General features: G+C 67.0%; 20 protein-coding genes, 2 pseudogenes and 1 riboswitch. Of the genes and pseudogenes, 14 read left to right on the forward strand and 8 right to left on the reverse strand.

The window, feature by feature from the left end; genetic code table 11:
- The first annotated feature begins 27 nt into the window (after positions 1-27).
- Positions 28-133, forward strand: a riboswitch (TPP riboswitch).
- Between the two features lie 87 nt (positions 134-220).
- From thiC to thiE, 5 genes are all read left to right on the forward strand, one after another.
- A complete protein-coding gene (gene thiC / locus CEJ42_RS19450) occupies positions 221-2,134 on the forward strand; it encodes a phosphomethylpyrimidine synthase ThiC (RefSeq protein ID WP_079217019.1) in 1,914 nt (637 codons plus the stop codon).
- Between the two features lie 3 nt (positions 2,135-2,137).
- A complete protein-coding gene (gene thiS, locus CEJ42_RS19455; protein WP_079217018.1) occupies positions 2,138-2,338 on the forward strand; it encodes a sulfur carrier protein ThiS in 201 nt (66 codons plus the stop codon).
- 585 nt (positions 2,339-2,923) lie between these two features.
- Positions 2,924-3,733 (forward strand): thiazole synthase, encoded by an 810-nt coding sequence (locus CEJ42_RS19460; protein ID WP_079217017.1) that lies wholly within the window; start codon positions 2,924-2,926, stop codon positions 3,731-3,733.
- A 2-nt stretch (positions 3,734-3,735) separates the two neighbouring features.
- Positions 3,736-4,563 (forward strand): bifunctional hydroxymethylpyrimidine kinase/phosphomethylpyrimidine kinase, encoded by an 828-nt coding sequence (gene thiD, locus CEJ42_RS19465; protein WP_088752213.1) that lies wholly within the window; start codon positions 3,736-3,738, stop codon positions 4,561-4,563.
- A gap of 16 nt (positions 4,564-4,579) precedes the next feature.
- Positions 4,580-5,212 (forward strand): thiamine phosphate synthase, encoded by a 633-nt coding sequence (gene thiE, locus CEJ42_RS19470; RefSeq protein WP_088752214.1) that lies wholly within the window; start codon positions 4,580-4,582, stop codon positions 5,210-5,212.
- Between the two features lie 164 nt (positions 5,213-5,376).
- Here thiE and CEJ42_RS25080 read toward each other — a convergent pair whose 3' ends face one another.
- The 4 genes from CEJ42_RS25080 to aroQ all read right to left on the reverse strand — a co-directional run bounded on the left by CEJ42_RS25080 (position 5,377) and on the right by aroQ (position 8,186).
- Positions 5,377-5,550, reverse strand: a complete 174-nt coding sequence (locus CEJ42_RS25080) for a hypothetical protein (RefSeq protein WP_165774471.1) — start codon at positions 5,548-5,550, stop codon at positions 5,377-5,379.
- Positions 5,520-6,014, reverse strand: coding sequence for a Dps family protein (locus CEJ42_RS19475; protein WP_079217014.1), 495 nt, complete (start codon positions 6,012-6,014; stop codon positions 5,520-5,522). The genes CEJ42_RS25080 and CEJ42_RS19475 overlap by 31 nt, the downstream gene beginning before the upstream one ends.
- A gap of 220 nt (positions 6,015-6,234) precedes the next feature.
- Positions 6,235-7,461 (reverse strand): MFS transporter, encoded by a 1,227-nt coding sequence (locus tag CEJ42_RS19480; protein ID WP_088752215.1) that lies wholly within the window; start codon positions 7,459-7,461, stop codon positions 6,235-6,237.
- A 167-nt stretch (positions 7,462-7,628) separates the two neighbouring features.
- Positions 7,629-8,186, reverse strand: a complete 558-nt coding sequence (gene aroQ, locus CEJ42_RS19485) for a gamma subclass chorismate mutase AroQ (protein ID WP_088752216.1) — start codon at positions 8,184-8,186, stop codon at positions 7,629-7,631.
- A gap of 103 nt (positions 8,187-8,289) precedes the next feature.
- Between aroQ and CEJ42_RS19490 the strand changes: the two genes are divergently transcribed.
- A complete protein-coding gene (locus CEJ42_RS19490) occupies positions 8,290-10,566 on the forward strand; it encodes a UvrD-helicase domain-containing protein (protein ID WP_088752217.1) in 2,277 nt (758 codons plus the stop codon).
- Between the two features lie 56 nt (positions 10,567-10,622).
- Here CEJ42_RS19490 and CEJ42_RS19495 read toward each other — a convergent pair whose 3' ends face one another.
- From CEJ42_RS19495 to CEJ42_RS19505, 3 genes are read right to left on the reverse strand one after another with little or no spacing between them, the layout of a single operon-like run.
- Complete coding sequence (locus CEJ42_RS19495) at positions 10,623-11,069, reverse strand: acetyltransferase (RefSeq protein ID WP_088752218.1); 447 nt, start codon at positions 11,067-11,069, stop codon at positions 10,623-10,625.
- A 51-nt stretch (positions 11,070-11,120) separates the two neighbouring features.
- Positions 11,121-12,026 (reverse strand): carbohydrate kinase family protein, encoded by a 906-nt coding sequence (locus CEJ42_RS19500; protein WP_088752219.1) that lies wholly within the window; start codon positions 12,024-12,026, stop codon positions 11,121-11,123.
- A 56-nt stretch (positions 12,027-12,082) separates the two neighbouring features.
- Positions 12,083-13,048 carry a sugar-binding transcriptional regulator gene (locus CEJ42_RS19505; protein ID WP_079219219.1) on the reverse strand — a complete coding sequence of 322 codons (966 nt, stop codon included), beginning with the start codon at positions 13,046-13,048 and terminating at the stop codon, positions 12,083-12,085.
- A gap of 323 nt (positions 13,049-13,371) precedes the next feature.
- Between CEJ42_RS19505 and CEJ42_RS19510 the strand changes: the two genes are divergently transcribed.
- The 8 genes and pseudogenes from CEJ42_RS19510 to CEJ42_RS19550 all read left to right on the forward strand — a co-directional run bounded on the left by CEJ42_RS19510 (position 13,372) and on the right by CEJ42_RS19550 (position 22,963).
- Complete coding sequence (locus CEJ42_RS19510) at positions 13,372-14,709, forward strand: ABC transporter substrate-binding protein (protein ID WP_088752220.1); 1,338 nt, start codon at positions 13,372-13,374, stop codon at positions 14,707-14,709.
- Positions 14,710-14,831: 122 nt separating this feature from the next.
- Entirely contained in the window at positions 14,832-15,818 is a 987-nt protein-coding gene (locus CEJ42_RS19515; protein ID WP_088752221.1) for a carbohydrate ABC transporter permease, read from the forward strand.
- A 50-nt stretch (positions 15,819-15,868) separates the two neighbouring features.
- A pseudogene (locus tag CEJ42_RS19520) lies at positions 15,869-16,630 on the forward strand (carbohydrate ABC transporter permease); the annotation flags it as partial.
- Positions 16,630-17,364 carry an HAD family hydrolase gene (locus CEJ42_RS19525; RefSeq protein WP_088752222.1) on the forward strand — a complete coding sequence of 245 codons (735 nt, stop codon included), beginning with the start codon at positions 16,630-16,632 and terminating at the stop codon, positions 17,362-17,364. The pseudogene CEJ42_RS19520 and the gene CEJ42_RS19525, both read left to right, overlap by 1 nt.
- Positions 17,365-17,454: 90 nt before the next feature.
- Entirely contained in the window at positions 17,455-18,567 is a 1,113-nt protein-coding gene (locus tag CEJ42_RS19530) for an ABC transporter ATP-binding protein (RefSeq protein WP_088752223.1), read from the forward strand.
- Between the two features lie 34 nt (positions 18,568-18,601).
- A complete protein-coding gene (dalD, locus tag CEJ42_RS19535) occupies positions 18,602-20,038 on the forward strand; it encodes a D-arabinitol 4-dehydrogenase (RefSeq protein ID WP_088752224.1) in 1,437 nt (478 codons plus the stop codon).
- A gap of 61 nt (positions 20,039-20,099) precedes the next feature.
- Positions 20,100-21,569 (forward strand): xylulokinase, encoded by a 1,470-nt coding sequence (gene xylB, locus CEJ42_RS19540; RefSeq protein WP_088752225.1) that lies wholly within the window; start codon positions 20,100-20,102, stop codon positions 21,567-21,569.
- A 206-nt stretch (positions 21,570-21,775) separates the two neighbouring features.
- Positions 21,776-22,963 (forward strand): annotated as a pseudogene (locus CEJ42_RS19550) (extracellular solute-binding protein).
- A 16-nt stretch (positions 22,964-22,979) separates the two neighbouring features.
- On the opposite strand, the gene CEJ42_RS19555 reads toward CEJ42_RS19550, so the two are convergent.
- Entirely contained in the window at positions 22,980-24,542 is a 1,563-nt protein-coding gene (locus CEJ42_RS19555; RefSeq protein ID WP_088752228.1) for a methyl-accepting chemotaxis protein, read from the reverse strand.
- Between the last annotated feature and the right edge of the window lie 105 nt (positions 24,543-24,647).

A 24,647-nucleotide genomic window follows, 5' to 3' on the forward strand; every position in this document is an offset into this window, starting at 1 on the left:
TCCGCCCCACGACATTTGCAGCACATGTCGCAACGCTAGGGGTCCTGGCAGCCAGTGCATCGGCAGCCGGGTGAGAAATACCCTTGAACCTGATCTGGATAATGCCAGCGAAGGGAAGCAATCGGCAGCACGACGCATCACGGCCCCCGCGGCACGGCGTCTTCTTCCGCAACCTCCTTTGCTGGCTCCGAGCCAAGAATCATCAAGCAAAGGAGCCAAAATGAATGCCAACCCGAAGTTCCTGTCCGCGACCGCCACCGTCGACGAGGCAGCGATCCAGCCCCTCCCGAACTCCCGCAAGATCTACGTGACCGGCTCGCGCCCGGACATCCGCGTGCCCATGCGCGAGATCAGCCAGGCCGACACCCCGGCCATGTTCGGCTCCGAAAAGAACCCGCCGATCTACGTCTACGACACCTCCGGCCCCTACACCGACCCGGACGTCAAGATCGACATCCGCGCCGGCCTGGCCACGCCGCGCCTGCCGTGGATCCTGGAGCGCGACGACACCGAAGAGCTGGACGGCCCCACCTCCGAATACGGCCAGCAGCGCCTGAACGACCCGGCGCTGGCCGAGCTGCGCTTCAACCTGCACCGCAAGCCGCGCCGCGCCAAGGCCGGCGGCAACGTCTCGCAAATGCACTACGCCCGTCGCGGCATCATCACGCCCGAGATGGAGTTCATCGCGATTCGCGAAAACATGCGCCGCAAGGAATACCTGGAGCAGCTGAAGGCTTCCGGCCCGATGGGCGCCAAGCTGTCCGACCTGATGGGGCGCCAGCATCCGGGCCAGTCGTTCGGCGCTTCGATTCCGGCCGAGATCACGCCCGAGTTCGTGCGCGAGGAAGTCGCGCGCGGCCGCGCCATCATCCCCGCCAACATCAACCATCCGGAAGTCGAGCCGATGATCATCGGCCGCAACTTCCTGGTGAAGATCAACGCCAACATCGGCAACTCGGCCGTGACCTCGTCCATCGGCGAGGAAGTCGAGAAGATGACCTGGGCCATCCGCTGGGGCGGCGACAACGTGATGGACCTGTCCACCGGCAAGAACATCCACGAGACGCGCGAGTGGATCATCCGCAATTCGCCGGTGCCCATCGGCACCGTGCCGATCTACCAGGCGCTGGAAAAGGTCAACGGCAAGGCTGAAGACCTGACCTGGGAAATCTTCCGCGACACCCTGATCGAGCAGGCCGAACAGGGCGTGGACTACTTCACCATCCACGCCGGCGTGCGCCTGCAGTACGTGCCGCTGACCGCCAAGCGCATGACCGGCATCGTCTCGCGCGGCGGCTCCATCATGGCCAAGTGGTGCCTGGCGCACCATCGCGAGTCCTTCCTGTATGAGCACTTCGAAGAGATCTGCGACATCATGAAGGCCTACGACGTCAGCTTCAGCCTGGGCGACGGCCTGCGCCCCGGTTCGATCTACGACGCCAACGACGAAGCCCAGTTGGGCGAGTTGAAGACCCTGGGCGAGCTGACCCAGATCGCCTGGAAGCACGACGTGCAGGTGATGATCGAAGGCCCCGGCCACGTGCCCATGCACCTGATCAAGGAAAACATGGACCTGCAGCTGGAGCAGTGCCACGAGGCGCCGTTCTACACGCTGGGCCCCTTGACCACCGACATCGCGCCCGGCTACGACCACATCACCTCCGGCATCGGCGCCGCGCAGATCGGCTGGTACGGCACGGCGATGCTGTGCTATGTCACGCCCAAGGAACACCTGGGCCTGCCCAACAAGGTGGACGTGAAAGACGGCATCATCACCTACAAGATCGCCGCCCACGCGGCCGACCTGGCCAAGGGACATCCGGGCGCGCAGATCCGCGACAACGCCTTGTCCAAGGCGCGCTTCGAGTTCCGCTGGGAAGACCAGTTCAACCTCGGCCTGGACCCGGACAAGGCGCGCGAATTCCACGACGAGACCCTGCCCAAGGATTCGGCCAAGGTGGCGCACTTCTGCTCCATGTGCGGCCCGCATTTCTGCTCGATGAAGATCACGCAGGAAGTGCGCGACTACGCGGCCAAGGAAGGCATCTCCGAAATCGCCGCGCTGAAGAAGGGCATGGAGGTGAAGTCGGTGGAGTTCGTGAAGATGGGCGCCGAGATCTATTCCAAGACCTGAGCCATGCAAATCGAACTGAACGGAAAGCTGCACCCGCTGCCGGACGGCGCCACGCTGGAGCAATTGATCGCCGCGCTGGAGCTGACCGGCAAAGCGGTCGCGGTGGCGGTCAACCGGCAGGTGGTGCCTGCGCAGTCTTGGGCTGGGCGGGCGCTTGTTGATGCTGACAGGGTGGATGTGGTGCGGGCGATTGGCGGCGGTTGATTGCGTGCTGGTTTTCCGGGGGGGGCGGCCATGAACCTCGTTCGGACTGAGTAGCCGCTTTGCTGCGTATCGAAGTCGGTGCGTATGCGGTTGTTCTTCTGCGTAGTCTGGTCTTGCTGCCTGCAGATGTACTGGCTCTGGTGCTATCTCTCTTCGGTCGGAAGGGAGCGCCGGGGGCGGCCCGGCAGCCGCTCACTTTTCTTGCTCCGCCAAGAAAAGTAAGCAAAAGAAGGCGGCCGCTACCGCCCAGCCCCTTCGGGGTACCCGCTGAACCGCGCAGAAAAATGGGAAAGGAGGCAAGTCGCTACGCTCCGGCCTCCTTTCTGATTCATTTTTCCGCGCGGTTCAGCGGCTGGGCAGAAGCGGACTGCGTTGACGGCTCGCCTGCGGCTTTGCCTTGTTTCCGGCTCGCCTTCGGCCTCGCGGTGCTTGCTGCTCGCCTGCGGCATCGATATACAGGCTCGCCATCTCATTTAATCCGTCGTCCCCGCGAAGGCGGGGACCCAGCGACGTTCGTTGCACGGCGCTTCGCAACAAAGCACTTCGCTCTTCGCTCCACAGAAGAGACACGAAAGGATTCTTGAAATGAACATGAACGACATTGCTTCCATCAAGGAAGACGCCGGCCTGACCATCGCCGGCAAAACCTACCGCTCGCGCCTGCTGGTGGGCAGCGGCAAGTACAAGGACCTGAACGAAACCCGCGAGGCGACCGTTGCCAGCGGCGCGGACATCATCACCGTGGCGATCCGCCGCGTGAACATCGGCCAGGATCCGAACGCGCCCAGCCTGCTGGACGCGGTGCCGCCGTCGGAATTCACCATCCTGCCCAATACCGCCGGCTGCTACAACGCCGCCGACGCGGTCTACACGCTGCAATTGGCGCGCGAGCTGCTGGGCGGGCACAAGCTGGTGAAGCTGGAAGTGCTGGGCGACGAGAAGACGCTGTTCCCCAACATGCCCGAGACGCTCAAGGCGGCCGAGACCCTGGTCAAGGACGGTTTCGACGTGATGGTCTACTGCAGCGACGATCCCATCCAGGCGCGCATGCTGGAAGACCTCGGCGTGGCGGCGGTGATGCCGCTGGCCTCGCTGATCGGCTCCGGCATGGGCATCCTCAATCCCTGGAACCTGTCGCTGATCATCGAGCAGGCGAAAGTGCCGGTGCTGGTCGACGCCGGCGTGGGCACGGCGTCCGATGCCGCCATCGCCATGGAGCTGGGCTGCGACGGCGTGCTGATGAACAGCGCCATCGCCGGCGCGCGCGATCCCGTGCGCATGGCGCGCGCGATGAAGCTGGCGGTGGAGGCGGGGCGCGAGGCTTTTCTTTCCGGGCGCATTCCACGCAAGTTCAGCGCCTCGCCGTCTTCGCCGATGGCCGGCCGCGTGGCCTGACGATGGGCGGCGCTTATCGCTCCACGCCGCCGTGCGTGCTGGTGTTCTCCGGTTCCGACCCCAGCGGCGGCGCCGGCATGCAGGCCGATATTCCGGCCATCGGCGCGCTGGGCTGCCATCCGCTGTCGGTGCCGACCGCGCTCACGGTGCAGGACAACGTTAGCGTGTTCGCGGTGCATGCGCTGGATCCGGAACTGGTGCGCCACCAGGCGCAGGTGTTGATCGATCGTTTCGACATCGCGGCGGTCAAGCTCGGCATCGCCGGCAGTCGTGAAAACGCCGAGGCGATCGCGGCGCTGATCCGGCAGCTGCGGGCGAAGAACCCGGCGCTGCCGGTGGTGCTCGATCCGGTGCTGGCCAACGGCAAGGGCGACAACCTGGCCCGTGACGATGCCGCCCGCGTCATCGAGCCCCTGTACGCATTGGCCACGGTGATCACGCCCAACCTCAACGAGGCGCATCGCCTGTGCGGCGACGTGGCGCCGGCCGAACAGGCGGCAGAACTGATGCGGCGCGGTTGCGCCCATGTGCTGCTCAAGGGCGGCCACGGCCCGCAGCAGGAGGACGTGGTCAACCGCTGGTACGCGGCGGGCGCGTCGCCGCTCGCGCCAAGCGGCAACTGGCGCTGGTCGCGCCTGCCTGACGAGTTCCACGGCAGCGGCTGCACGCTGGCCGCATCGCTGTCGGCATGCCTGGCGCGCGGCCTGGACATGCATGCGGCCATCAGCCTGGCGCAGCGCTACACGCAGCATGCCCTGGCCACTTCTTATGCGATTGCGCAGGGGCAGCGTATCCCCAACCGCATCGCCGTTTTCGACGCCGCCATCTGAGCGGCAGGAGCACGACATGAAACCTGACTATTCCAAGCACCTGCGCGGCCTCTACATCGTCACGCCCGACTGGGACGACACCGCGCAACTGCTGGCAGCCACCGAGCTGGCGCTGCAGAACGGCACGGCGCTGGTGCAGTACCGCCACAAGACCGCTTCGCCCGGGCAGCGCCGCGCGCAGGCCGAGGCGCTGCTGGTGCTGTGCCGCCAATACAAGGTGCCGCTGGTCATCAACGACCACGTCGACCTGTGCCTGGCTATCGACGCCGACGGCATCCACGTCGGCGGCACCGACGCCTCGATCGCGGAGGTACGCAAGGCGGTAGGACCGAACCGCATCGTCGGCGCCTCCTGCTACGGCACGCTGGAGCTGGCGCATGCGGCGTACCGCGACGGCGCCAGCTATGTCGCCTTCGGCGGCTTCTATCCGTCGCGCGTGAAGAAGTACGACTTCCGCACCGCGCCGGAGATCATCGCCCAATCCAAGCGCGAGATCCCGCTGCCGGTGGTGGTGATCGGCGGCATCACGCTGGAAAACGCGGTGCCGCTGGTGGAGCAGGGCGCGGACATGGTGGCGGTGATCAGCAGCGTCTATCTGGTGCCGCAGGGCGAGCGCAAGACGCGCGAGCTGGCCGACCTGTATCGCTGAACGCCGAGGCTGGTCGTCAGTGCCGGCGGTGTTGCGAACGCAAGGCGGCGTTGTCAATGTTGATTGAGGCATGACGGACGCCGCTGGGTCCTGACTTTCGTCAGGACGACGGAGGTGGGGCCGACTCGAACAGCCAAGGATTGAAGCTGCATCCTCAGTGTCGTTCAGCAGGTAGCCGATACGCGATGCAGAACGCCGAGCGGCGCCTGTGTTTCAGAACGGAAAACGGAGCGATGATATTGCCCGCCGGACGTAAAAAAGCCATCCCGAAGGATGGCTTTTTTCATGGCACGGCGAATCGCGAAGATCAGCCTTCCAGCAGGCTGCGCAGCATCCATGCGTTCTTTTCGTGCAGCTGCATGCGCTGGGTCAGCAGGTCGGCGGTCGGCTCGTCGGCCGCGGCATCGACTGCCGGGAAGATCGAGCGCGCGGTACGGGTGACGGCTTCCTGGCCGGCCACCAGCTGGGCGATCATTTCCTGCGCGGTCGGCACGCCTTCGGCTTCAGGGATCGACGACAGCTTGGCGAAATCCTTGTACGAGCCCGGGGCCGGATAGCCCAGCGCGCGGATACGTTCCGCGATCAGGTCGACGGCGGTCGCCAGTTCGGTGTACTGGCCTTCGAACATCAGGTGCAGCGTGTTGAACATCGGACCGGTCACGTTCCAGTGGAAGTTGTGGGTCTTCAGGTAGAGCGTGTAGCTGTCGGCCAGCAGCTTGGACAGGCCGTCGGCGATCTTCTTGCGGTCCTTGTCGCTGATGCCGATGTTGATCGAGGGGGCTGCCACATTCTTCTTTGCCATTTTTCGCTCCTTCAGCTGTTTGGTTTTTCGTAAGCGGGTGGAAACAACATGGCGATTCTATTGCAAATCGCCCGCGCTGCACGCCGTCGATGAGACTGTATTGATAAAGAGATGGGGCAAGTGTTCCCGATTTCAACCGATACGGCCAGCAAAAAACGGCAATGGGGCCGATAGCGTCGCCGCTATCGGCCCCATTTGCAGGAACTGCGCCCTTATGCCCTTATTGCGGGCTGCGCTGCTGCGCGCTGCGGTACAGCGACAGCGACAGGGCCACCGCGCCGATGGCCGCGATCGCCGCGAACAGGAACACCTGCGGATAGCCCAGCTGGCCGGCAATCGCTCCGGCCACCGGGCCCGTCACGCCCAGCGCCAGGTCGAGGAACACCGAATAGGCCGCCAGCGCCGCGCCGCGGTTGGACGCCGGCACCAGGTTGACCGCCTCCACTCCCAGCGACGGGAACACCAGCGCGAAACCGAAACCGGCCAGCGCCGCGCCCAGCAGCGCCACTTCCGGCGCGCCGGCGACCCACAGCAGCAGCAGGCCGACGGCTTCGGTGATGAAGGACACGATGGCCACGCGGTAGCCGCCGAAGCGGTTGATGGCATTGGCGAACAGCAGGCGCGAACCGACGAAGGCGCTGGAGAAGGCGGTCAGCGCGAAGGCCGCGCCGCCCCAGTGCTGGTCGGCGTAGTACAGGGTGATGAAGGTGGCGATCGAGCCGAAGCCGATGGTGCCGAAGGCCAGGCCCATGCCGTAGGCGAACACGCGGCGCAGCACCAGCTTGAAGGGCAGCTTCTCGCCCGGGATCACCGGCGTCACCGGGCCGCCGCGCGCCAGCACGTAGCCGGTGATGGTCAGCAGCATGCCGGCCAGGCCGATCACGGCAAAGCCCAGCGAACGGTCCAGCACCACGCCCAGCGGCGCGCCGATGGCCAGCGCGGCATAGGTGGCGATGCCGTTCCAGGAAATCATCTTGGCGGTGTTCTCCGACCCCACGCGGCCCACGCCCCACATGATGGCGCCGGTGCCGACCAGGCTCTCGCCCAGGCCCAGCAGCGCGCGGCTGCAGAACAGCAGCACCAGGCTCAGGAAGGGCAGCGATTGCGCCAGCGCGGCCAGCAGCAGCAGGCCGCCGCTGGCGGCGCACAACAGCATGCCGCGCATCACGGTCTGCTTGGGGCCGACGGTGTCGATCATGCGGCCGGCATTGGCGCGGCTGACGAAGGTGGCGAAATACTGGACGCTGATGCCAAGACCTGCGACCACGGCGCTATAGCCGAGGTCGAGGTGGATGTAACCCGGCAGCACCGCCATCGGGATGCCGATGGCCAGGTACACCAGGAACGTGAAGAAAGCGGTGGCAAGGATTTGTTGCGTGACCTTGGCGGGCGTCAGCGGACGCGCCTGCACAGGGCTGGAACTGGGACTACAAGAATCGTCGGACATGGCGGGGGGAGTTCGGAATGAGGACGCTGCGCGCGCGGATGTGCGCGTGAACAGCCAGGACGAATTTTACTCCCGCCGGGAATTTGCTGCAGGACAGCAAAGATTTTTACGGTTTTTAGTCGCTTTTGCGCGACGATGGCATTTTGATAATGCCTGCGCGCCCGCGCCTACTTCGTGCAGCGCAGCGCGCCGATCGCCTTGTCGCGCACCGCCGGCGCGTAGTCGGCGCCCAGGATGGCCGGCGCCAGCTCATCGAGCGCACCCTTCACCGCAGGATCGCACCAGCGCCCGTCGAGCCTGGCCAGCGCCGCCAGCAGCTCGGGCGTCAGGCGGTCCAGCACCGGCCGCACCTCGCGCGCCAGGTCGGGCGGATCGGCGAAGGGCGGGCGATGCACCACCGTCCATTGTCGATGCAGGTCGCGCTGCACGAGCTTGCCGGCGTCGAACTGGTCCTGGAAGAAGCGGCGCGCCCATGGCGCATCCAGTCCGATTTGCTGCGCGCGCGCGGCGACATCGTCGAGGATCGCCTGCTCACGCGCCGGGTCGTCGATGGGGGCGTGCGAGTTCCATTTGCTGCGGGCGACCGGGGCGGCGACATCGAGGCGGGTTTTCTGCAGCGACAGCAGCTGGGCGAGGTCGTCGCGCGCGGGCGCGTTCCGGGTGGTGGCGCAGGCGGCCAGCAGCAGGGCGGCGGCCAGGGGCAGGATGAGTCGCAGGCGTGACATGATCGTTGCGAAAGAGGATTGATTGAGGTGCGCCGGCGAGTATAGCGCGCCAGCGTGCGCCATCGGCCGGCGGCGGCGGGCCCGGGCGATTTATAATCGCGGGATGCAAAACCTCCTCCACAACCTCAACGAAGAGCAGCTGGCCGCCGTCACGCTGCCCGCCCAGTCCGCGCTGATCCTGGCCGGCGCCGGCTCCGGCAAGACCCGCGTGCTGACCACCCGCATCGCCTGGCTGATCCAGACTTCGCAAGTGTCGCCGTCGGGCATCCTGGCGGTGACCTTCACCAACAAGGCCGCCAAGGAAATGACCGCGCGCCTGTCGGCCATGCTGCCCATCAATACCCGCGGCATGTGGATCGGCACCTTCCACGGCATCTGTAACCGCCTGCTGCGCGCGCACCACAAGGACGCGGCGCTGCCGCAGACCTTCCAGATCCTGGATTCGCAGGACCAGCTCTCGGCCATCAAGCGCCTGTTGAAGCAGATGAACGTGGACGACGAGAAGTATCCGCCGCGCAACCTGATGTACTTCATCAACAGCGCCAAGGACCAGGGCCTGCGCGCGCAGGATGTGGAGGCGCACGACGACTACAACCGCAAGTTCGTCGAGCTCTATGAGCTCTACGACCAGCAGTGCCAGCGCGAGGGCGTGGTCGATTTCGCCGAGCTGCTGCTGCGCACCTACGAGCTGCTCACGCGCAACCAGCCGCTGCGCGAGCACTACCAGGCGCGCTTCCGCCACATCCTGGTGGATGAGTTCCAGGATACCAACGACTTGCAGTACAAGTGGCTGAAGCTCATGGCCGGTCCGCACAACGCGGTGTTCGCGGTGGGCGACGACGACCAGAGCATCTACGCCTTCCGCGGCGCCAACGTCGGCAACATGTCGGCCTTCGAGCGCGAGTTCCGGGTGGAAAACCTGATCAAGCTGGAGCAGAACTACCGCTCGCACGGCCACATCCTGGATGCCGCCAACGAGCTGATCTCCAACAACAGCCGTCGCCTGGGCAAGAACCTGCGCACCGACGCCGGCCACGGCGAGCAGGTGCGCGTGTATGAAGCCACCAGCGATCTGGAGGAAGCGCGCTGGATCATCGAGCAGGTCAAGGACCTGATCGCCGAAGGCTGGGGACGCAGCGAGATCGCCATCCTGTATCGCTCCAACGCGCAGTCGCGGGTGCTGGAGCACGCGCTGTTCTCGTCGTCGATTCCGTATCGCGTCTACGGCGGCCAGCGCTTCTTCGAGCGCGCCGAGATCAAGCACGCCATCGCCTACCTGCAGCTGATGGACAACCTGCACAACGACTCCGCCTTCCTGCGCGTGGTGAACTTCCCCACGCGCGGCATCGGCGCGAAAGCCATGGAGTCGCTGCAGGACGCGGCGCGCCAGTACAACTGCTCGCTGTACGCCGCCGTACCCTACGTGGCGGGCAAGGCCGGCTCCTCGCTGAACGCCTTCGTCAAGCTGATCGAGGGCGCGCGCTTTGAGACCCAGCACCTGCCGCTGCCGGAAACGGTGAAGATCACCCTGGAGCTGTCCGGCCTGCTGGAGCATTACCGCAACGAAAAGGAAGGCGCCGACCGCATCGAGAACCTGGAGCAGCTGGTCAGCGCGGCCACGCTGTTCGTGTCCGAAGAAGGCTATGGACTGGATGCGCCGGCCTTCCTCGGCCCGCAGGCGCAGGCTTCGGCCGGCACTGCGATCACGGTAGCCGACGGCGTGGAAATCATCGACGCCGACGCCTCGCTGGTGACCATCATGTCGCCGCTGTCGGCCTTCCTCTCGCACGCCTCACTGGAGGCCGGCGACAACCAGGCGCAGGCCGGCCAGGATGCGCTGCAGCTGATGACGGTGCACTCGGCCAAGGGCCTGGAGTTCGACGCGGTGTTCATCACCGGCCTGGAGGAAGGCCTGTTCCCGCACGAGAACAGCGCCAAGGAAGAGGGCGGCGTGGAGGAAGAACGCCGGCTGATGTACGTCGCCATCACGCGCGCCAGGAAGCGCCTGTTCATGACCTTCTCGCAGACCCGCATGCTGCACGGCCAGACCCGCTACAACATGCGCTCGCGCTTCTTCGACGAGCTGCCGGATGAGGCCATCAAGTGGCTCTCGCCGAAGGTGCAGCAGCACAACTGGTTCGCCAATCCGAAGTCGGCCTGGGATGAGGTGCCGGAGTCGGGCAACAACAAGATCGCGCAAAGCTTCTCGCGCTCCGACTCGGGCTGGCGCATCGGCCAGAACGTGGCCCACGCCAAGTTCGGCGAAGGCGTGATCGTCAACATCGAGGGCGGCGGCGGCGCCAGCCGCGCGCACATCAACTTCGGCAAGTTCGGCATGAAGCTGCTGGATCTGTCGGTGGCGAAGCTGGACAAGATCTGATCCGGCCCGTGATGAAAAAAGCCCGCTGCGCAGCGGGCTTTTTTTATTGGCGTCGGCTATTGCGGCGCCAGCGTGCAGCGCAGGTGGATCAGCGGGTAGGCGCGGCCCTGGCCGTCCAGCATCGAGCGTCCGGTCTCGGTGAAACCCAGGCGCCGGTAGAAGCGCACGGCCTGCGCGTTCTGTTGGTTGACGTCGGTCTCCAGCACCGGATGCAGCGCCAGCGCATGCGCCACCAGCGCGCGGCCGATGCCGCGGCCGTGGTGCGCCGGATCGATGAACAGCGCTTCCATCTTCGCCCCGTCCAGCAGCATGAAGCCCAGCGCCACATCGTCGGCATCGGTGGCCAGCCAGAGCGGAGCCGCAGGAAGGAAACCGCGCACATCGTCTTCGATCGCCGCGCGGTCGGCCGGGGACAGGAAGTCGTGGGTGGCGTCCACCGCGAGGCGCCAGATCTCGACGACGCGCGGGCCGTCTGCGGGGCGGGAGGGGCGTATGTTTTGCATGGGCGCGAGGATACGATTTGCGTCCGGGTTTGGCAACGAGGCCGGCCAGACTCAGCCGCGCGCGATCAGGGCTTGCACCTCATCCCAGGTCGCCGCATAGGCGCCGGCCTTGGAAGCGGCGATGGCCGCGCCGGCTGCCGCGCATTGCAGGTGGGTCTGGGCCGGCGCGTCCGGCTGGCGCAGGCGGCTGGCGATCCAGCCGCCCATGGAAGCGTCGCCGCAGCCGACGGTGTCGATCACGTCCACCTTGTAGGCGGCCTGCTCGATCACCTGCTCGTCCTTGAACAGCGTCATCCCCTGCGCACCCAGCGTCAGCAGGATCTCGGCGCGCGGCGCCAGCGCGCGCAGCGTGGCGAAGGCGTTGGCGTCGCCGGGGAAGAGGCGCTCCAGGTCTTCGTCCGATACCTTCACGTAATGCGACAGCGCCAAGAGCTCGCGCAGCAGGATGCGGTAGGACGGGTTGTCCATCAGCTTGCGCCAGTTGGGGTCGAAGGCGATCTTCTTGCCGCGCATGGCGGCGACCTGCGCCACCTGCAGCAGGCGCGAGGCCAGCGGCTCGCGCGCCAGGCTGATGCAGCCGAAGTGCAGCACGCGCGCTTCATCCATCCAGCCCGCCGGCAGCCGCTCGGGATCGAAATGCAGGTCGGCGCTGTCGTCGCCGATGAAGAAATAATCCGGGGGCGTGGTCGAGGTGACCATCGCCAGCAGCGGCGCGCGGGCGACCTGCTGGGTGAAGCGCATGTCCAGCCCGGCCTCGCGCGTGAGCGCGTGCAGCTCCTGGCCGAACACGTCGCTGCTGACGCTGCCGGCATAGCCGGTGGCCACGCCCAGGCGCGAGGCCGCGCGCGCCACGTTCCAGCAGGCGCCGCCGGGGATGGCGCGCCACTGGCCGTCGGGCTGGCGGATGAAGTCGGTCAGGGCTTCGCCGAAGACGACGAATTCTGCGGGTCGGGTCATGCGGAGTCTCCGATATCGGCCAGCGTGTATCGCCGGCGCTGTTCAGTGTTGCGTGCTTAGTCGTCCTGCAGCGCGTGGCGCGCGCAGACTTCGTCGGTCACCAGGCCGGTCAGCCGGCCGCTGCGCAATGCTGCGCGCACCGCATCGGCTTTCTTGCTGCCGCCGGCGAAGGCGATCACCGGCCGCTGCGGCGTGGCCGCCAGCAAAGGCGTCGTCACGCGCGCCGACAGCGGCGAGCGCAGCATGCGGCCTTCGAGGTCGAAGGCGTGGCAGATCATTTCGCCCACTGCGCCTTGTCGCTGCAGTTCGGCCACTTCGCCGTCGTCGATGAAGCCGTCTTCATGCATCGCGCCCTGCAGCGCGATGGTGCCGATGCCGAGGAAGGTGACGTCGGCGCGCTCGGCCAGCCCGGTCACGATCTTGTAGGCGCGATGGTTGCACCATTGCTGGCGGTCGCTTTCGCTCTCGGCCACGCGCGGCGCCGGCAGCAGGTAGAAACGCGCCTGCAGCTTCTCGGCCGCCTGCAGGGCGACGTCGTAGCGGTTGGCCGATCCGTCGGAGGCGAAGGCGCCGATCATCGAGACGATCTGGTGCTGCGGACGCTCCATCTCGCTGATCTTTTCGATGGCGGCCTTGAGCGTGCGCCCGGAGCCGACATTGACCACCAGCGGCGTTTCCGGGCTCAGGTACTGCTCCATCAGTTCGGCGCCGGCCACCGCCAGCATCTGCTGCACTTCCTGGGATTCGTTGGGATTGTCCGCGCCGCCGGCGCCGGGCACCACGCGGCAGACCTCCAGGCCGTAGCGCGCCTGCAGTCCCTGCGCCAGCTCCAGGCAGGACGACACCGGATGCGTGATCTGCACCTTCACGAGATTGGAGTCGACCGCATAGGCCACCATGCGCTGCGCCATCTGGCGCGAGATGCCGAGGCGCTCGGCGATTTCATTCTGGGTGTTGCCCGCTACGTAGTACATCCAGGCGGCGCGCGCCGCCAGGTCGAGTTTGGATGTGCCTGAAGACATGTTCTCCTCGCGTGCCGCGCAATTTGAATTTGCAATTCGATTGCGCGGCCCTTTGCTGTCGTTGGTCTGGTCGGACGCCATTGTAGAGCCGGTCTGCGGGGCAGGGCAGTCCGGCAGCGCGCCATGGCTTCATTATTCACAATTTTGGGCATTTGCTCAATAACATTGCAAATGCTTGACATCGGTTTTGGAATGCCTGATTATTTGCTCATAAAAATATTAATTGCTCAAAAACCAGCCGATCGAGACGCGCGGCGGTGCGGCGTAAGCCGCGCCTGACCACCAGGAGCGCGGCCGACGACACACAACATTCGGAGACAAGCATGCGCATCAACGCTTTCAGCAGCGTCCGCTTCACCGTGGCCGCCGCCGCCATTTCAGCCCTGTTCCTGTCCGGCGTCGCCCGGGCCGAGCCGGTCACCATCAACATCGCGTCGATCAACAACCCCGACATGATCGAGCTGCAGAAGCTGGCCCCGCAGTTCGAGAAAGCCAATCCCGACATCAAGCTGCGCTGGGTCACGATGGAAGAAAGCGTGCTGCGCCAGCGCCTGACCACCGACATCGCCACCAACAGCGGCCAGTTCGACCTGATGACCATCGGCGCATATGAAGCGCCGATCTGGGCCAAGAAGGGCTGGCTGGCGCCGATGAGCGGCCTGCCGGCCGACTACGACGAAGCCGACCTGATCAAGCCGGTGCGCGAGGGCCTGTCGGTGGACGGCAAGCTGTACGCGCTGCCGTTCTACGCCGAAAGCTCGATGACCTACTATCGCAAGGACCTGTTCGAGCAGAAGAAGCTGACCATGCCCGAGCGTCCGACCTGGGACGAAGTCGCCAAGCTGGCCGCGCAGCTGCATGACCCGGCCAAGGGCGTCTACGGCATCTGCCTGCGCGGACGCGCCGGCTGGGGCGAGAACATGGCCATCATCACCACCATGGCCAACGCCTGGGGCGGCCGCTGGTTCGACGAGAAGTGGCAGCCGCAGCTGTCGTCGCCGGAATGGAAGAAGTCGGTCGCCTTCTACGTCGACCTGATGCGCAAGTACGGCCCGCCGGGCGCCAGCTCCAACGGCTTCAACGAAAACCTGGTGCTGTTCTCCAGCGGCAAGTGCGGCATGTGGGTGGACGCCACCGTGGCCGCCGGCATGCTGTATCACGGCAAGGATTCCAAGGTGGCCGACAAGACCGCCTTCGCGCCCTCGCCGGTAGCGGCGACCGACAAGGGTTCGCATTGGCTGTGGATCTGGTCGCTGGCGGTGCCGAAGTCCTCCAAGTCGCAGGAGGCTGCCAAGAAGTTCGCGGCCTGGGCCACTTCCAAGGAGTACATCAAGCTGGTCGCCAAGGACAGCGGCTGGGCGCTGGTGCCGCCGGGCACCCGCACCTCGACCTACGCATCGGCCGACTACAAGAAGGTGTCGCCGTTCTCCGACTTCGTGCTGGACGCGATCCAGACCGCCGACGCCAACAACCCGACCGCCAAGCCGGTGCCTTATACCGGCGTGCAGTTCGCGACCATTCCCGAGTTCCAGTCCATCGGCACCGTGACCGGCCAGGCGATCGCCGGCGCGCTGGCCGGCAAGACCACCTCGGATGCGGCGCTGGATGCGTCGCAGGCGCAGGCGGTGCGCATGATGCGCCAGGGCCGCTACATCAAGTAAGCCTCCGGCGCAGTTCCCCACGCGGCGCGCCATCCATCGCGAAGGCGCGCCCGCATCGCCCTCCCGGCGCTGCGGCGGCGTTCACCGACGCCGTTGCGCCGGCCTGATTCAGCGAGGCCGCCATGTCATCGATTCACCCCATCCATCCGCCCAGCATGCAGAGTCCATCCACGTCCGCTCCCGCCGCCTCGCCGGCGACCAAGCCGCGCAAGGCAGCCGGCAAGGCCGGCGCGCCGCAGCGCTTCAACCCGATCCGCCTGCTGCAGACGCCGTCGGTACTGCTGCTGCTGGCATGGATGATCGTGCCGCTGGTGATGACCATCTATTTTTCGGTCAATCGCTACAACCTGATGGCGCCCGACCAGACCGGCTTCGTCGGGTTTGAAAACTACCAGTTCCTGCTGGAGGATCCGGCCTTCTGGCCCTCCATCGGCAACACCGCGCTGCTGATCGGTTCGGTGCTGGCCATCAGCGTGATCGGCGGCACCCTGCTGGCGGTGCTGTTCGACCAGCCTTTCCGCGGTCGCGGCATCGCGCGCCTGCTGGTGATCGGCCCGTTCTTCGTGATGCCCACGGTGGCCGCGCTGATCTGGAAGAACATGATCATGCATCCGGTCTACGGCATGCTGGCCTTCGTCATGCGCCACCTCGGCATGGAGCCGGTGGACTGGCTGGCGCAGTACCCGATGTTCTCGGTGATCGTGATCGTGGCCTGGCAGTGGATCCCGTTCGCCTTCCTGATCCTGCTGACCGCGCTGCAATCGCTGGATACCGACCAGAAGGAGGCCGCGCAGCTGGACGGCGCCGGGCCGGTGCGCATCTTCTTCTACATCGTGCTGCCGCACCTGAAGCGCGCCATCACGGTGGTGATCATGATCGAGACCATCTTCCTGCTCTCGGTGTTCGCCGAGATCTTCACCACCACCGCCGGCGGTCCGGGCACCGAGACCACCAACCTGACCTTCCTGGTCTACGCCATCGGCCTGCAGCAGTTCGACATCGGCATCGCCTCGGCCGGCGGCATCTTCGCCGTGGTGCTGGCCAACATCGTGTCCTTCTTCCTGGTGCGCATGCTGGCCAAGAATCTCAAAGGAGTGAACGAAAAATGAGCGACCAGAAGAAAAGCCCCTGGTGGGTCGGCGTACTGGGCTGGAGTTGCGCCATCGTCCTGTTCTTCCCGATCTTCTGGGTGGCGATCACCGCCTTCAAGACCGAGCACCAGGCCTACACGCCGACGCTGTTCTTCCTGCCCACGCTGGACACCTTCCGCGAGGTGTTCGGGCGCAGCAACTACCTGGCCTACGTGCAGAACTCGCTGATCGTGTCCCTCGGATCGACGCTCATCAGCCTGTTGCTGGCGGTGCCGGCGGCGTACTCGATGGCTTTCTTCCCGACCGGGCGCACGCAGAAGCTGCTGCTGTGGATGCTGTCGACCAAGATGATGCCGGCCGTCGGCGTGCTGATCCCGATCTACCTGATGGCCAAGAACACCGGCATGCTCGACACCGTCACCGGGCTGACCATCATCTACACGCTGATCAACCTGCCCATCGCGGTGTGGATGGCCTTCACCTACTTCAACGACGTGCCCAAGGAGATCCTCGAGGCGGCCCGCATCGACGGCGCCAACGCCTGGCAGGAGATGATCTACCTGCTGTTGCCCACCGCCATGCCGGGGCTGGCCTCGACCGCGCTGCTGCTGATCATCCTGTCGTGGAACGAGGCCTTCTGGAGCCTCAACCTGACCAGCGTCAACGCCGCGCCGCTGACGGTGTTCATCGCCTCCTACTCCAACCCGGAAGGCTTGTTCTGGGCCAAGCTGTCGGCCGCATCGCTGCTGGCGATCGCGCCCATCATGGCGCTCGGCTGGCTGGCGCAGAAGCAGCTGGTGCGCGGCCTGACCTTCGGAGCCGTGAAGTGATGATGACGCGGCAACCGATCACGCACCTGGTGTGCGACTGCGACGGCGTGCTGCTCGACAGCGAGAGCATCGCGCTGCGCGTGCTGCACCGCGAACTCCTGCCGCTGTTGCCGGCGCTGCCGACGTCGCTGGAGGGCGCCGGCGCGCAGGACGACCAGGCGCGCAGCGCCGCGCTGCATGCGGCCATCGCCAACCGGCTGGGCATGTACACCGATCTCCTGCTTGACGAGCTGCAGGCCGAGTTTGCATTCGACCTCAGCGCGCCGCAGATCGCGCGCATCCACGAGACCGTGGGCCGCGCCTGCGGCGAAGAGGCGCAGCTGGTGCCGGGCGTGGCCGAGGCCTTGCAGGCGATCCGGCTGCCGCGCGCGGTGGCCAGCAACAGCGACTCGGTGCGCATCGAAAACGGCCTGCGCCGCTGCGGCCTGTACGGCCAGTTCGAGGGACGCATCTACAGCGCGCACGACGTCGGCCGCCCCAAGCCCGCCCCCGACGTCTACCTGGCGGCGGCCGCCGGCTTCGGCGTCGACCCCGCGCGCTGCGTGGCGGTGGACGACAGCGTCACCGGCGTGCGCGCCGCGGCCGAGGCCGGCATGCATGTGCTGGGCTTCACCGGCGTGGCGCATGACCGCAAGGCGATGGCGCGCAAGCTGAAGGAGGCCGGCGCGCAGAAGGTGTTCGACGACATGAAGCAGTTTCCCGAGCTGATTTGCGAATTGATCTGGCTGCGCTGAGCGTGGCCGGCAGCGCGCTGCCGCCTGCGTTGCGCACCGCTTGCGCCGGCGGGATGGAAAAACGACATTGAAGAATCAAAGGAGAACCACATGGCAGCAGTAAGCATCCGCAATCTGGCCAAGCGCTACGAAGACAACGAAGTCATGCGCGACATCAACCTGGAGATCGACGACGGCGAGTTCGTGGTCTTCGTCGGCCCCTCCGGTTGCGGCAAGTCGACCTTGCTGCGCATGATCGCCGGACTGGAAGACATCAGCGACGGCGACCTCGACATCGGCGCGCGCCGCATGAACGACGTGCCCGCCGCCAAGCGCGGCGTGGCGATGGTGTTCCAGTCGTACGCGCTCTATCCGCACATGACCCTGTACGACAACATGGCCTTCGGACTCAAGATCGCCGGCAAGTCCAAGGCCGAGATCGACAGCGCCGTGCAGCACGCGGCCAAGATCCTGCACATCGACCACCTGCTGGACCGCAAGCCACGCGCGCTGTCCGGCGGCCAGCGCCAGCGCGTGGCGATCGGCCGCGCCATCACGCGCCAGCCCAGCGTATTCCTGTTCGACGAGCCGTTGTCCAACCTCGACGCCGCGCTGCGCGTGAAGATGCGCCTGGAGTTCGCCAAGCTGCACGACGACCTGAAGACCACCATGATCTACGTCACCCACGACCAGATCGAGGCGATGACGCTGGCCGACAAGATCGTGGTGCTCTCGGAGGGCCGCATCGAGCAGGTCGGCTCGCCGCAGCAGCTGTATCACCATCCGGCCAATCGCTTCGTGGCCGGTTTCATCGGTTCGCCCAAGATGAACTTCATCGACGGCACGGTGGCCGCGGTGCAGGCCGGCGGCGTGCTGCTGCAGCTGCCGGGCGGCGGCAGTCAGCTGGCAGCGGTCGACGGTTCCGGGCTGCAGCCCGGCGAGAAGGTGACGCTGGGCGTGCGCCCCGAGCACCTCAACATCGCCCAGGGCCAGGCCGCGCTGCAGGCGCGCTTCACCGCGCTGGAACTGCTGGGCGATTTCTCCTACCTCTACGCGGCCTATGACGGCGCCGACGAGGCGCTGATCCTGCGCGTGCCCGACAGCCTGGAACCCGTGTCCGGCAGCGTGCTCGGACTGGCCGCCGATCCGGCGCGCTGCCACCTGTTCCGCCAGGACGGCCGCGCCTTGCCGCGGCTGACGACCGGCACGCCGGTGCAGCACTGAACCACCCAGCAAACGACACAGACGAGGACACGGCATGACAAGCTTTGCCACCCCCCACGACACAAACGCCGACGACAGCCTGACCTGGCTGCACATCGGCGCCGGTTCCTTCCACCGGGCCCACCAGGCGGTCTACCTGAACGCCCTGCGCGAGAGCGGCGCCGACCGCCGCTGGCAGCTGGCGCTGGCCAATATCCGCGCCGACATGAGCCCGCTGCTGGACGCGCTGGCGCGCCAGGACGGGCGCTACACGCTGGAGACCGTCACCCCGCAGGGGCAGCGCAGCTACCAGAGCATCGGCGCCATCGGCCGCATCATCGCCTGGGACGAACAGCTCGCGCAATTGATCGCCGCCGGCGCCGAGGAGCGCACGCGCGTGATCTCCTTCACCGTCACCGAAGGCGGCTACTACCTCGACCACCAGCACCGGCTCGATACCGGCAACATCGACCTGGCCGACGACCTGCGCTGCGCGCTGGACGGCAGCGGCAGGCCGCGCACCATCTACGGCGCCATCGCCGCGATCCTGCAGGCGCGCAGCCGGGCGCATCCGAAGGCTGCGCTGACGCTGCTCAACTGCGACAACCTGCGCCATAACGGCGAACGTTTCCGCGACGGGCTGCGCCAGTTCCTCACCCTGCGCGGCGAGGCCGCCCTGCTCGCATGGATGGAGGCCAATACCACCTGCCCCAACGCCATGGTCGACCGCATCACGCCGCGCCCGACCCCGGCGGTGGCCGAGCGGGTGAAGCAGGCCACCGGCGTCGACGACCCGTGCGCGCTGATGGGCGAGTCCTTCATCCAGTGGGTGATCGAGGACGACTTCTGCGCCGGCCGGCCGCGCCTGGAGCAGGCCGGCGTGGAGATGGTGCAATCGGTGCTGCCCTACGAGGAAGCCAAGATCCGCATCCTCAACGCCAGCCACAGCTGCATCGCCTGGGCCGGCACGCTGGCCGGACTGCAATACATCCACGAGGGCACCTTGCGCGAGGACATCTGCCGGATGGCGTACGATTACGTGACGCAGGATGTCATCGCCTGCCTTACGCCCAGCCCGATCGACCTGGCCGCTTACCGCGACACCACGCTGGCGCGCTTCGGCAACCCGGCGATCCAGGACACCAACCAGCGCGTGGCCGCCGACGGTTATTCCAAGATCCCCGGCTTCATCCGGCCCACGCTGCAGGAAAGCCTGGCGGCCGGCCGCCAGCCGCAGGCCACGGCGATGCTGCCGGCGCTGTTCTTCGTGTTCCTGCAGCGCTGGAACGAGGGCGGCCTGCCCTACGAATACCAGGACGGCATTTTCGACCCCGCCGCGGCGCGCGCCATGCTGGGGGCCGCCGATCCGCTCAAGGCGTTCTGCGACGACAAGGTGCTGTGGGGCGAGCTGGCCGGCGACGAGCGCCTGCTGGGCCTGCTGCGCGAGGCGGTCGGGCGCGTCGGCCAGTGGCTTGCGGGCGGAAACAAATAGCCGCGCATGCGGACAAAGGCATCATAGAATTGCCACCTAACAACGAAAAATGAGGAGCGCCATGTATCTTGGGATCGACCTGGGTACGTCGGAGGTCAAGGCGGTAGTGATCGGAGCGGACGGCGCCTTGCTGGCGCTGGCCGGCAGCGCGCTGAACGTGTCGCGCCCGCATCCGCGCTGGTCGGAGCAGGCGCCTGCCGACTGGTGGCAGGCCGCCTGCGATACCGTGGACAAGCTGCGCGCGCAGCTGGGCGAGGAGCGCTTTCGCCAGGTGCGCGCCATCGGGCTTTCCGGGCAGATGCACGGCGCCGTGCTGCTGGACGCGGACGACCGCGTGCTGCGCCCGGCCATCCTCTGGAGCGACTCGCGCAGCGCGCCCGAATGCGCCGAGCTGGCGCAGCGCGCGCCGCGCCTGCACGCCATCGCCGGCAACCTGGCCATGCCCGGCTTCACCGCACCCAAGCTGATGTGGGTGGCGCGTCACGAACCCCAGCTGTTCTCCCGCATCGCCAGCGTGCTGTTGCCCAAGGACTGGCTGCGCCTGCAGATGACGGGGCGCAAGGTCTCCGATCCCTCGGACGCCGCCGGCACGCTGTGGCTGGACGTCGAAGGTCGCAATTGGTCGGATGAACTGCTGGCCGCCAGCGGCATGCGGCGCGACCAGATGCCGGCGCTGGTGGATGGCAGCGCCGCGTCCGGCGCCCTGCTGCCGGCAGTGGCGCGGGCCTGGGGCCTGCGCGACGATGTGGTGGTCGCCGGCGGCGCCGGCGACGGCGCGGCCAGCGCGGTGGGCATCGGCGCGGTCAATCCGGGCGACGGCTTCCTGTCGCTGGGGACCTCGGGCGTGCTGTTCGTGGTCAACGACCGCTTCCGACCCAATCCCGCGCGCGCCATCCATGCCTTCTGCCACACGCTGCCGCAGCGCTGGCACCAGATGAGCGTGATGCTGTCGGCGGCGAGCTGCCTGCGCTGGTTCTGCCGGCTGTGCTCGGTGGACGAGAAGAGCCTGCTGGCCGAGATCGAACAGCTCGACCATGAGCAGCTGGCCAACGCGCCGCTGTTCCTGCCTTACCTCTCGGGCGAGCGCACGCCGCACAACGATCCGTACGCCAGCGGCGTGTTCCATGGCCTGTCGCCGGAGCACCAGCGTGCCGCGCTCGGCTACGCGGTGCTGGAGGGCGTTTCCTTCGGCATGGTGGATGGGCTGGACGCCTTGCGCGCGGCCGGCACCGATGTCAGCGAACTCTCGCTGGTGGGCGGCGGCGCGCGCAGTCCCTATTGGGCGCAATTGCTGGCCGACGCCTTGAACGTGCGCATCGTCACCCACGTCGGCGGCGAGGCCGGCGGCGCGCTGGGCGCCGCGCGCCTGGCGTGGCTGGCCGACGGCGGGCAGGAAGCCGAAGTCTGTCGCAAGCCGCTGCGGCATGCGGTGTTTGAGCCCGACGCCGCGCGCCACGCGGCGCTGCAGCCGCGCCTGGCGCGCTATCGCGAGATCTATCAGCCGCTGCCGCCCTTGCCCGGCGTAGAATGAACGCACAGCGCGCCGGCGGCGCCACAACAATTCATCCAACCGGGGCGGCGGCGCCATAAGGAGCGGCCGGAGGCGAGGGTTCACGCGAGAGGATCATCATGCGGACCTTCATTCACCGGGCAATCGCCGCCGTTCTTTTCTGGCTGTGCCGGGCCGTGCTGGCGCAGCCGGCCGAACTTTCCATCGTATCGATCGACAACGCCGACATGCAGGAACTGCGCCGGCTGTCGACGCATTTCGAACGCGACAATCCGTCCCTACGCCTGCGCTGGATCATGCTCGACGAGCATGAGCTGCGCCAGCGCCTGCAGGTCGAGATGGACGACGGCGGCACGCGCTTCGATGTGGTCACCGCCGGCGCCTATGAAGTGCAGTCATGGGCGAGGAAAGGCCGTCTTTCTCCCTTCTCCGAACTGCCCGCCGCTTATGAGGCGCACGACCTCATCGACGACGTGCGCCGCCCGCTGACGCAGGACGGCAAGCTGCAGGCGTTGCCGTTCTATGCCGAAGGCGTCCTCACCTACTTTCGCGCCGACCTGTTCCAGCGCAAGGGCCTGGTCATGCCCGCGCAGCCGACCTAGGACGACCTCGAGCGACTTGCCGCGGCGCTGCACGATCCGGCCGCGGGCATTGCCGGGATCTGCCTGCGCGGGCGTGCGGGATGGGGCGGCAATGTCATGCTGTTGAGCGCGATGGCCCGCGCGCGCGGCGCGCGCTGGGTCGACGAGCACGGGCGGCCCCGGCTCAATTCGCAGAAATGGAAGGACAGCGTCGCGCAGTACGCCGGCCTGCTGCGCGACTACGGCCCGAAGCAGGCGCTCGAGCTCGGTTTTCGCGGCAACCTGGAATTGTTCTTTGCGGGACGGTGCGGGATCTGGGTCGACGCCTCGGCCGCGGCCGGCACCTTGCAGCAGGCGATGAAGGAGCGCGGGGCGCTGGGCGTCGCTCCCGCGCCGATGACGGCCGACGGTCGCCAGATGTCCTGGCACTGGGTGTGGGCGCTGGCGGTGCCGCAGGCGTCGCGCCACGCGGCGGCGGCCAAGCGTTTCGCGGCCTGGGCCTCATCCAGGGAGTACATTGAACTGGTCGCGCGCGAACGGGGCTGGGCGATGGCGCCGCCGGGCACCCGGATGTCGACCTATGCGCAGGCGCAGTACCGCAAGGCGGCGCCGTTCGCCGACCTGGCGCTGGACGCGGTACGCCGCCACGCGCTGCTGCGCGGCGCCGACAGCGACGCGCATTTCATCGCCACGCCGGAGTTCCTGCCGATCGCGGCGCTGACCGGGCAGGCCGTCGCCGTGGCGGTAGCCGGCAAGATGTCGGCAGCCACCGCCATGGAGTTGGCGCAGCTGCGGGCCGAACGCGTGCTCAGGCAGTCCGGCCGGCCGCCGTGACGGTCTGCCGCGGGCCTTAGCGGCGGCTGAACTTGAACACCGAGATCGCCTGCAGCAGCCGCATGGTCTGCTCCTCCAGGCTGGCCGCGGCGGCCGCGGCTTCTTCCACCAGCGCCGCGTTCTGCTGGGTGCCGGCGTCCATCTGCGTGACCGCTTCATGCACCTGGTTGATGCCCGCGCTCTGTTGCAGCGTGGCTTCGCTGATCTCGCCCATGATGCCGGAGACGCGCTGCACCGAGTCGACGATGTCGCGCATGGTCTTGCCGGCGTCTTCCACCTGGCGGTTGCCCACGGCGACCTTCTCCACCGAGTCGTCGATCAGGTGCTTGATCTCCTTGGCCGCGCCGGCCGAGCGCTGGGCCAGCGAGCGCACTTCGGAGGCCACCACCGCGAAGCCGCGACCCTGTTCGCCGGCGCGCGCGGCTTCCACCGCGGCGTTCAGGGCCAGGATGTTGGTCTGGAAGGCGATGCTGTCGATCAGGCCGATGATGTCGACGATCTTCTTGGACGACTCGCTGATCTCGTTCATCGTCGCGCCGGTGCCGGCCACCATGTCGCCGCCCTTGAGCGCGATGGCCGAGGCCGAGCCGGCCAGCTGGTTGGCCTGCACCGCGTGTTCGGCGTTCTGCTTCACGGTCGACGCCAGCTGCTGCATGCTCGACGCGGTTTCCTCGATGTTGGCGGCCTGCGCCTCGGTGCGGCGCGACAGGTCCATGTTGCCCGAGGCGATCTCGCGCGTGGCGCCGTTGATGGTCTCCACGTTGGCGCGCACGTCGCCGATGATGGCGGTGAGGTTGATGTTCATCTGGCGCAGCGCGCTCAGCAGGTGGCCCAGCTCGTCGTGGCGGTCGGTGTCGATGCGGGCGGAGAGGTCGCCGCCGGTGATCGCATGGGTGACCGCCAGCGCCTGGCGCAGCGGCTTGATCAGCGCGCTGCGCAGGGCGATCCACAGCAGGATGGAGATCAGGCCGGAAGCCGCCGCCAGGCCGCTGATCCACCATTGGTGCAGCGTGGCGAAGCCGGCGAACATCACCGCCAGCTGGATCGCCAGCATGCTGCTCATGGCCAGGTTGATGCGCGTGCCCAGCTGGATGCGGCCCAGGCGCGCGGCCCAGCCGGCCAGGCCGGTGCGCACCACTTCGCCGCGATGCAGGGCGATGCCCTTGGCCTGGCCGCGCCGGATCGACGCGTACAGCTTGCCGGCGCCGTCCACCGCCGCGCGGTCGGGCTTGGTGCGCACCGACATGTAGCCGATCACCTGGCCGTTTTCGCGGATGGGCGTGACGTTGGCGCGCACCCAGTAGTGGTCGCCGTTCTTGCTGCGGTTCTTGACCAGGCCGGTCCAGGGCAGGCCGCCCTTGATGGTGGCCCACATGTCGGCGAAGGCTTCGCCGGGCATGTCCGGATGGCGGATCAGGTTTTGCGGCGCGCCCAGCAATTCCTCTTCGGCGAAACCGCTGATTTCGATGAAGTACGGATTGACGTAGGTGATGTTGCCCTTGAGGTCGGTCTTGGAAACGATCGCCTTGCCATCGACAAGCAGGCGTTCCACGCCGGTGACCGGCATGTTCATGCGCATCTGTTACCCCCGTGTAAAGAAGCTTAGGTGTTGGCGGAAAGTTGCCTGGAGGCTGGCGGGCGCGGATGCGCTGCGGGCGGGTCGCATCCGCATTTCCCGTGCGGA

The sequence above is a fragment of the Herbaspirillum robiniae genome (assembly GCF_002213415.1).
Taxonomy (GTDB): domain Bacteria; phylum Pseudomonadota; class Gammaproteobacteria; order Burkholderiales; family Burkholderiaceae_D; genus Herbaspirillum; species Herbaspirillum robiniae.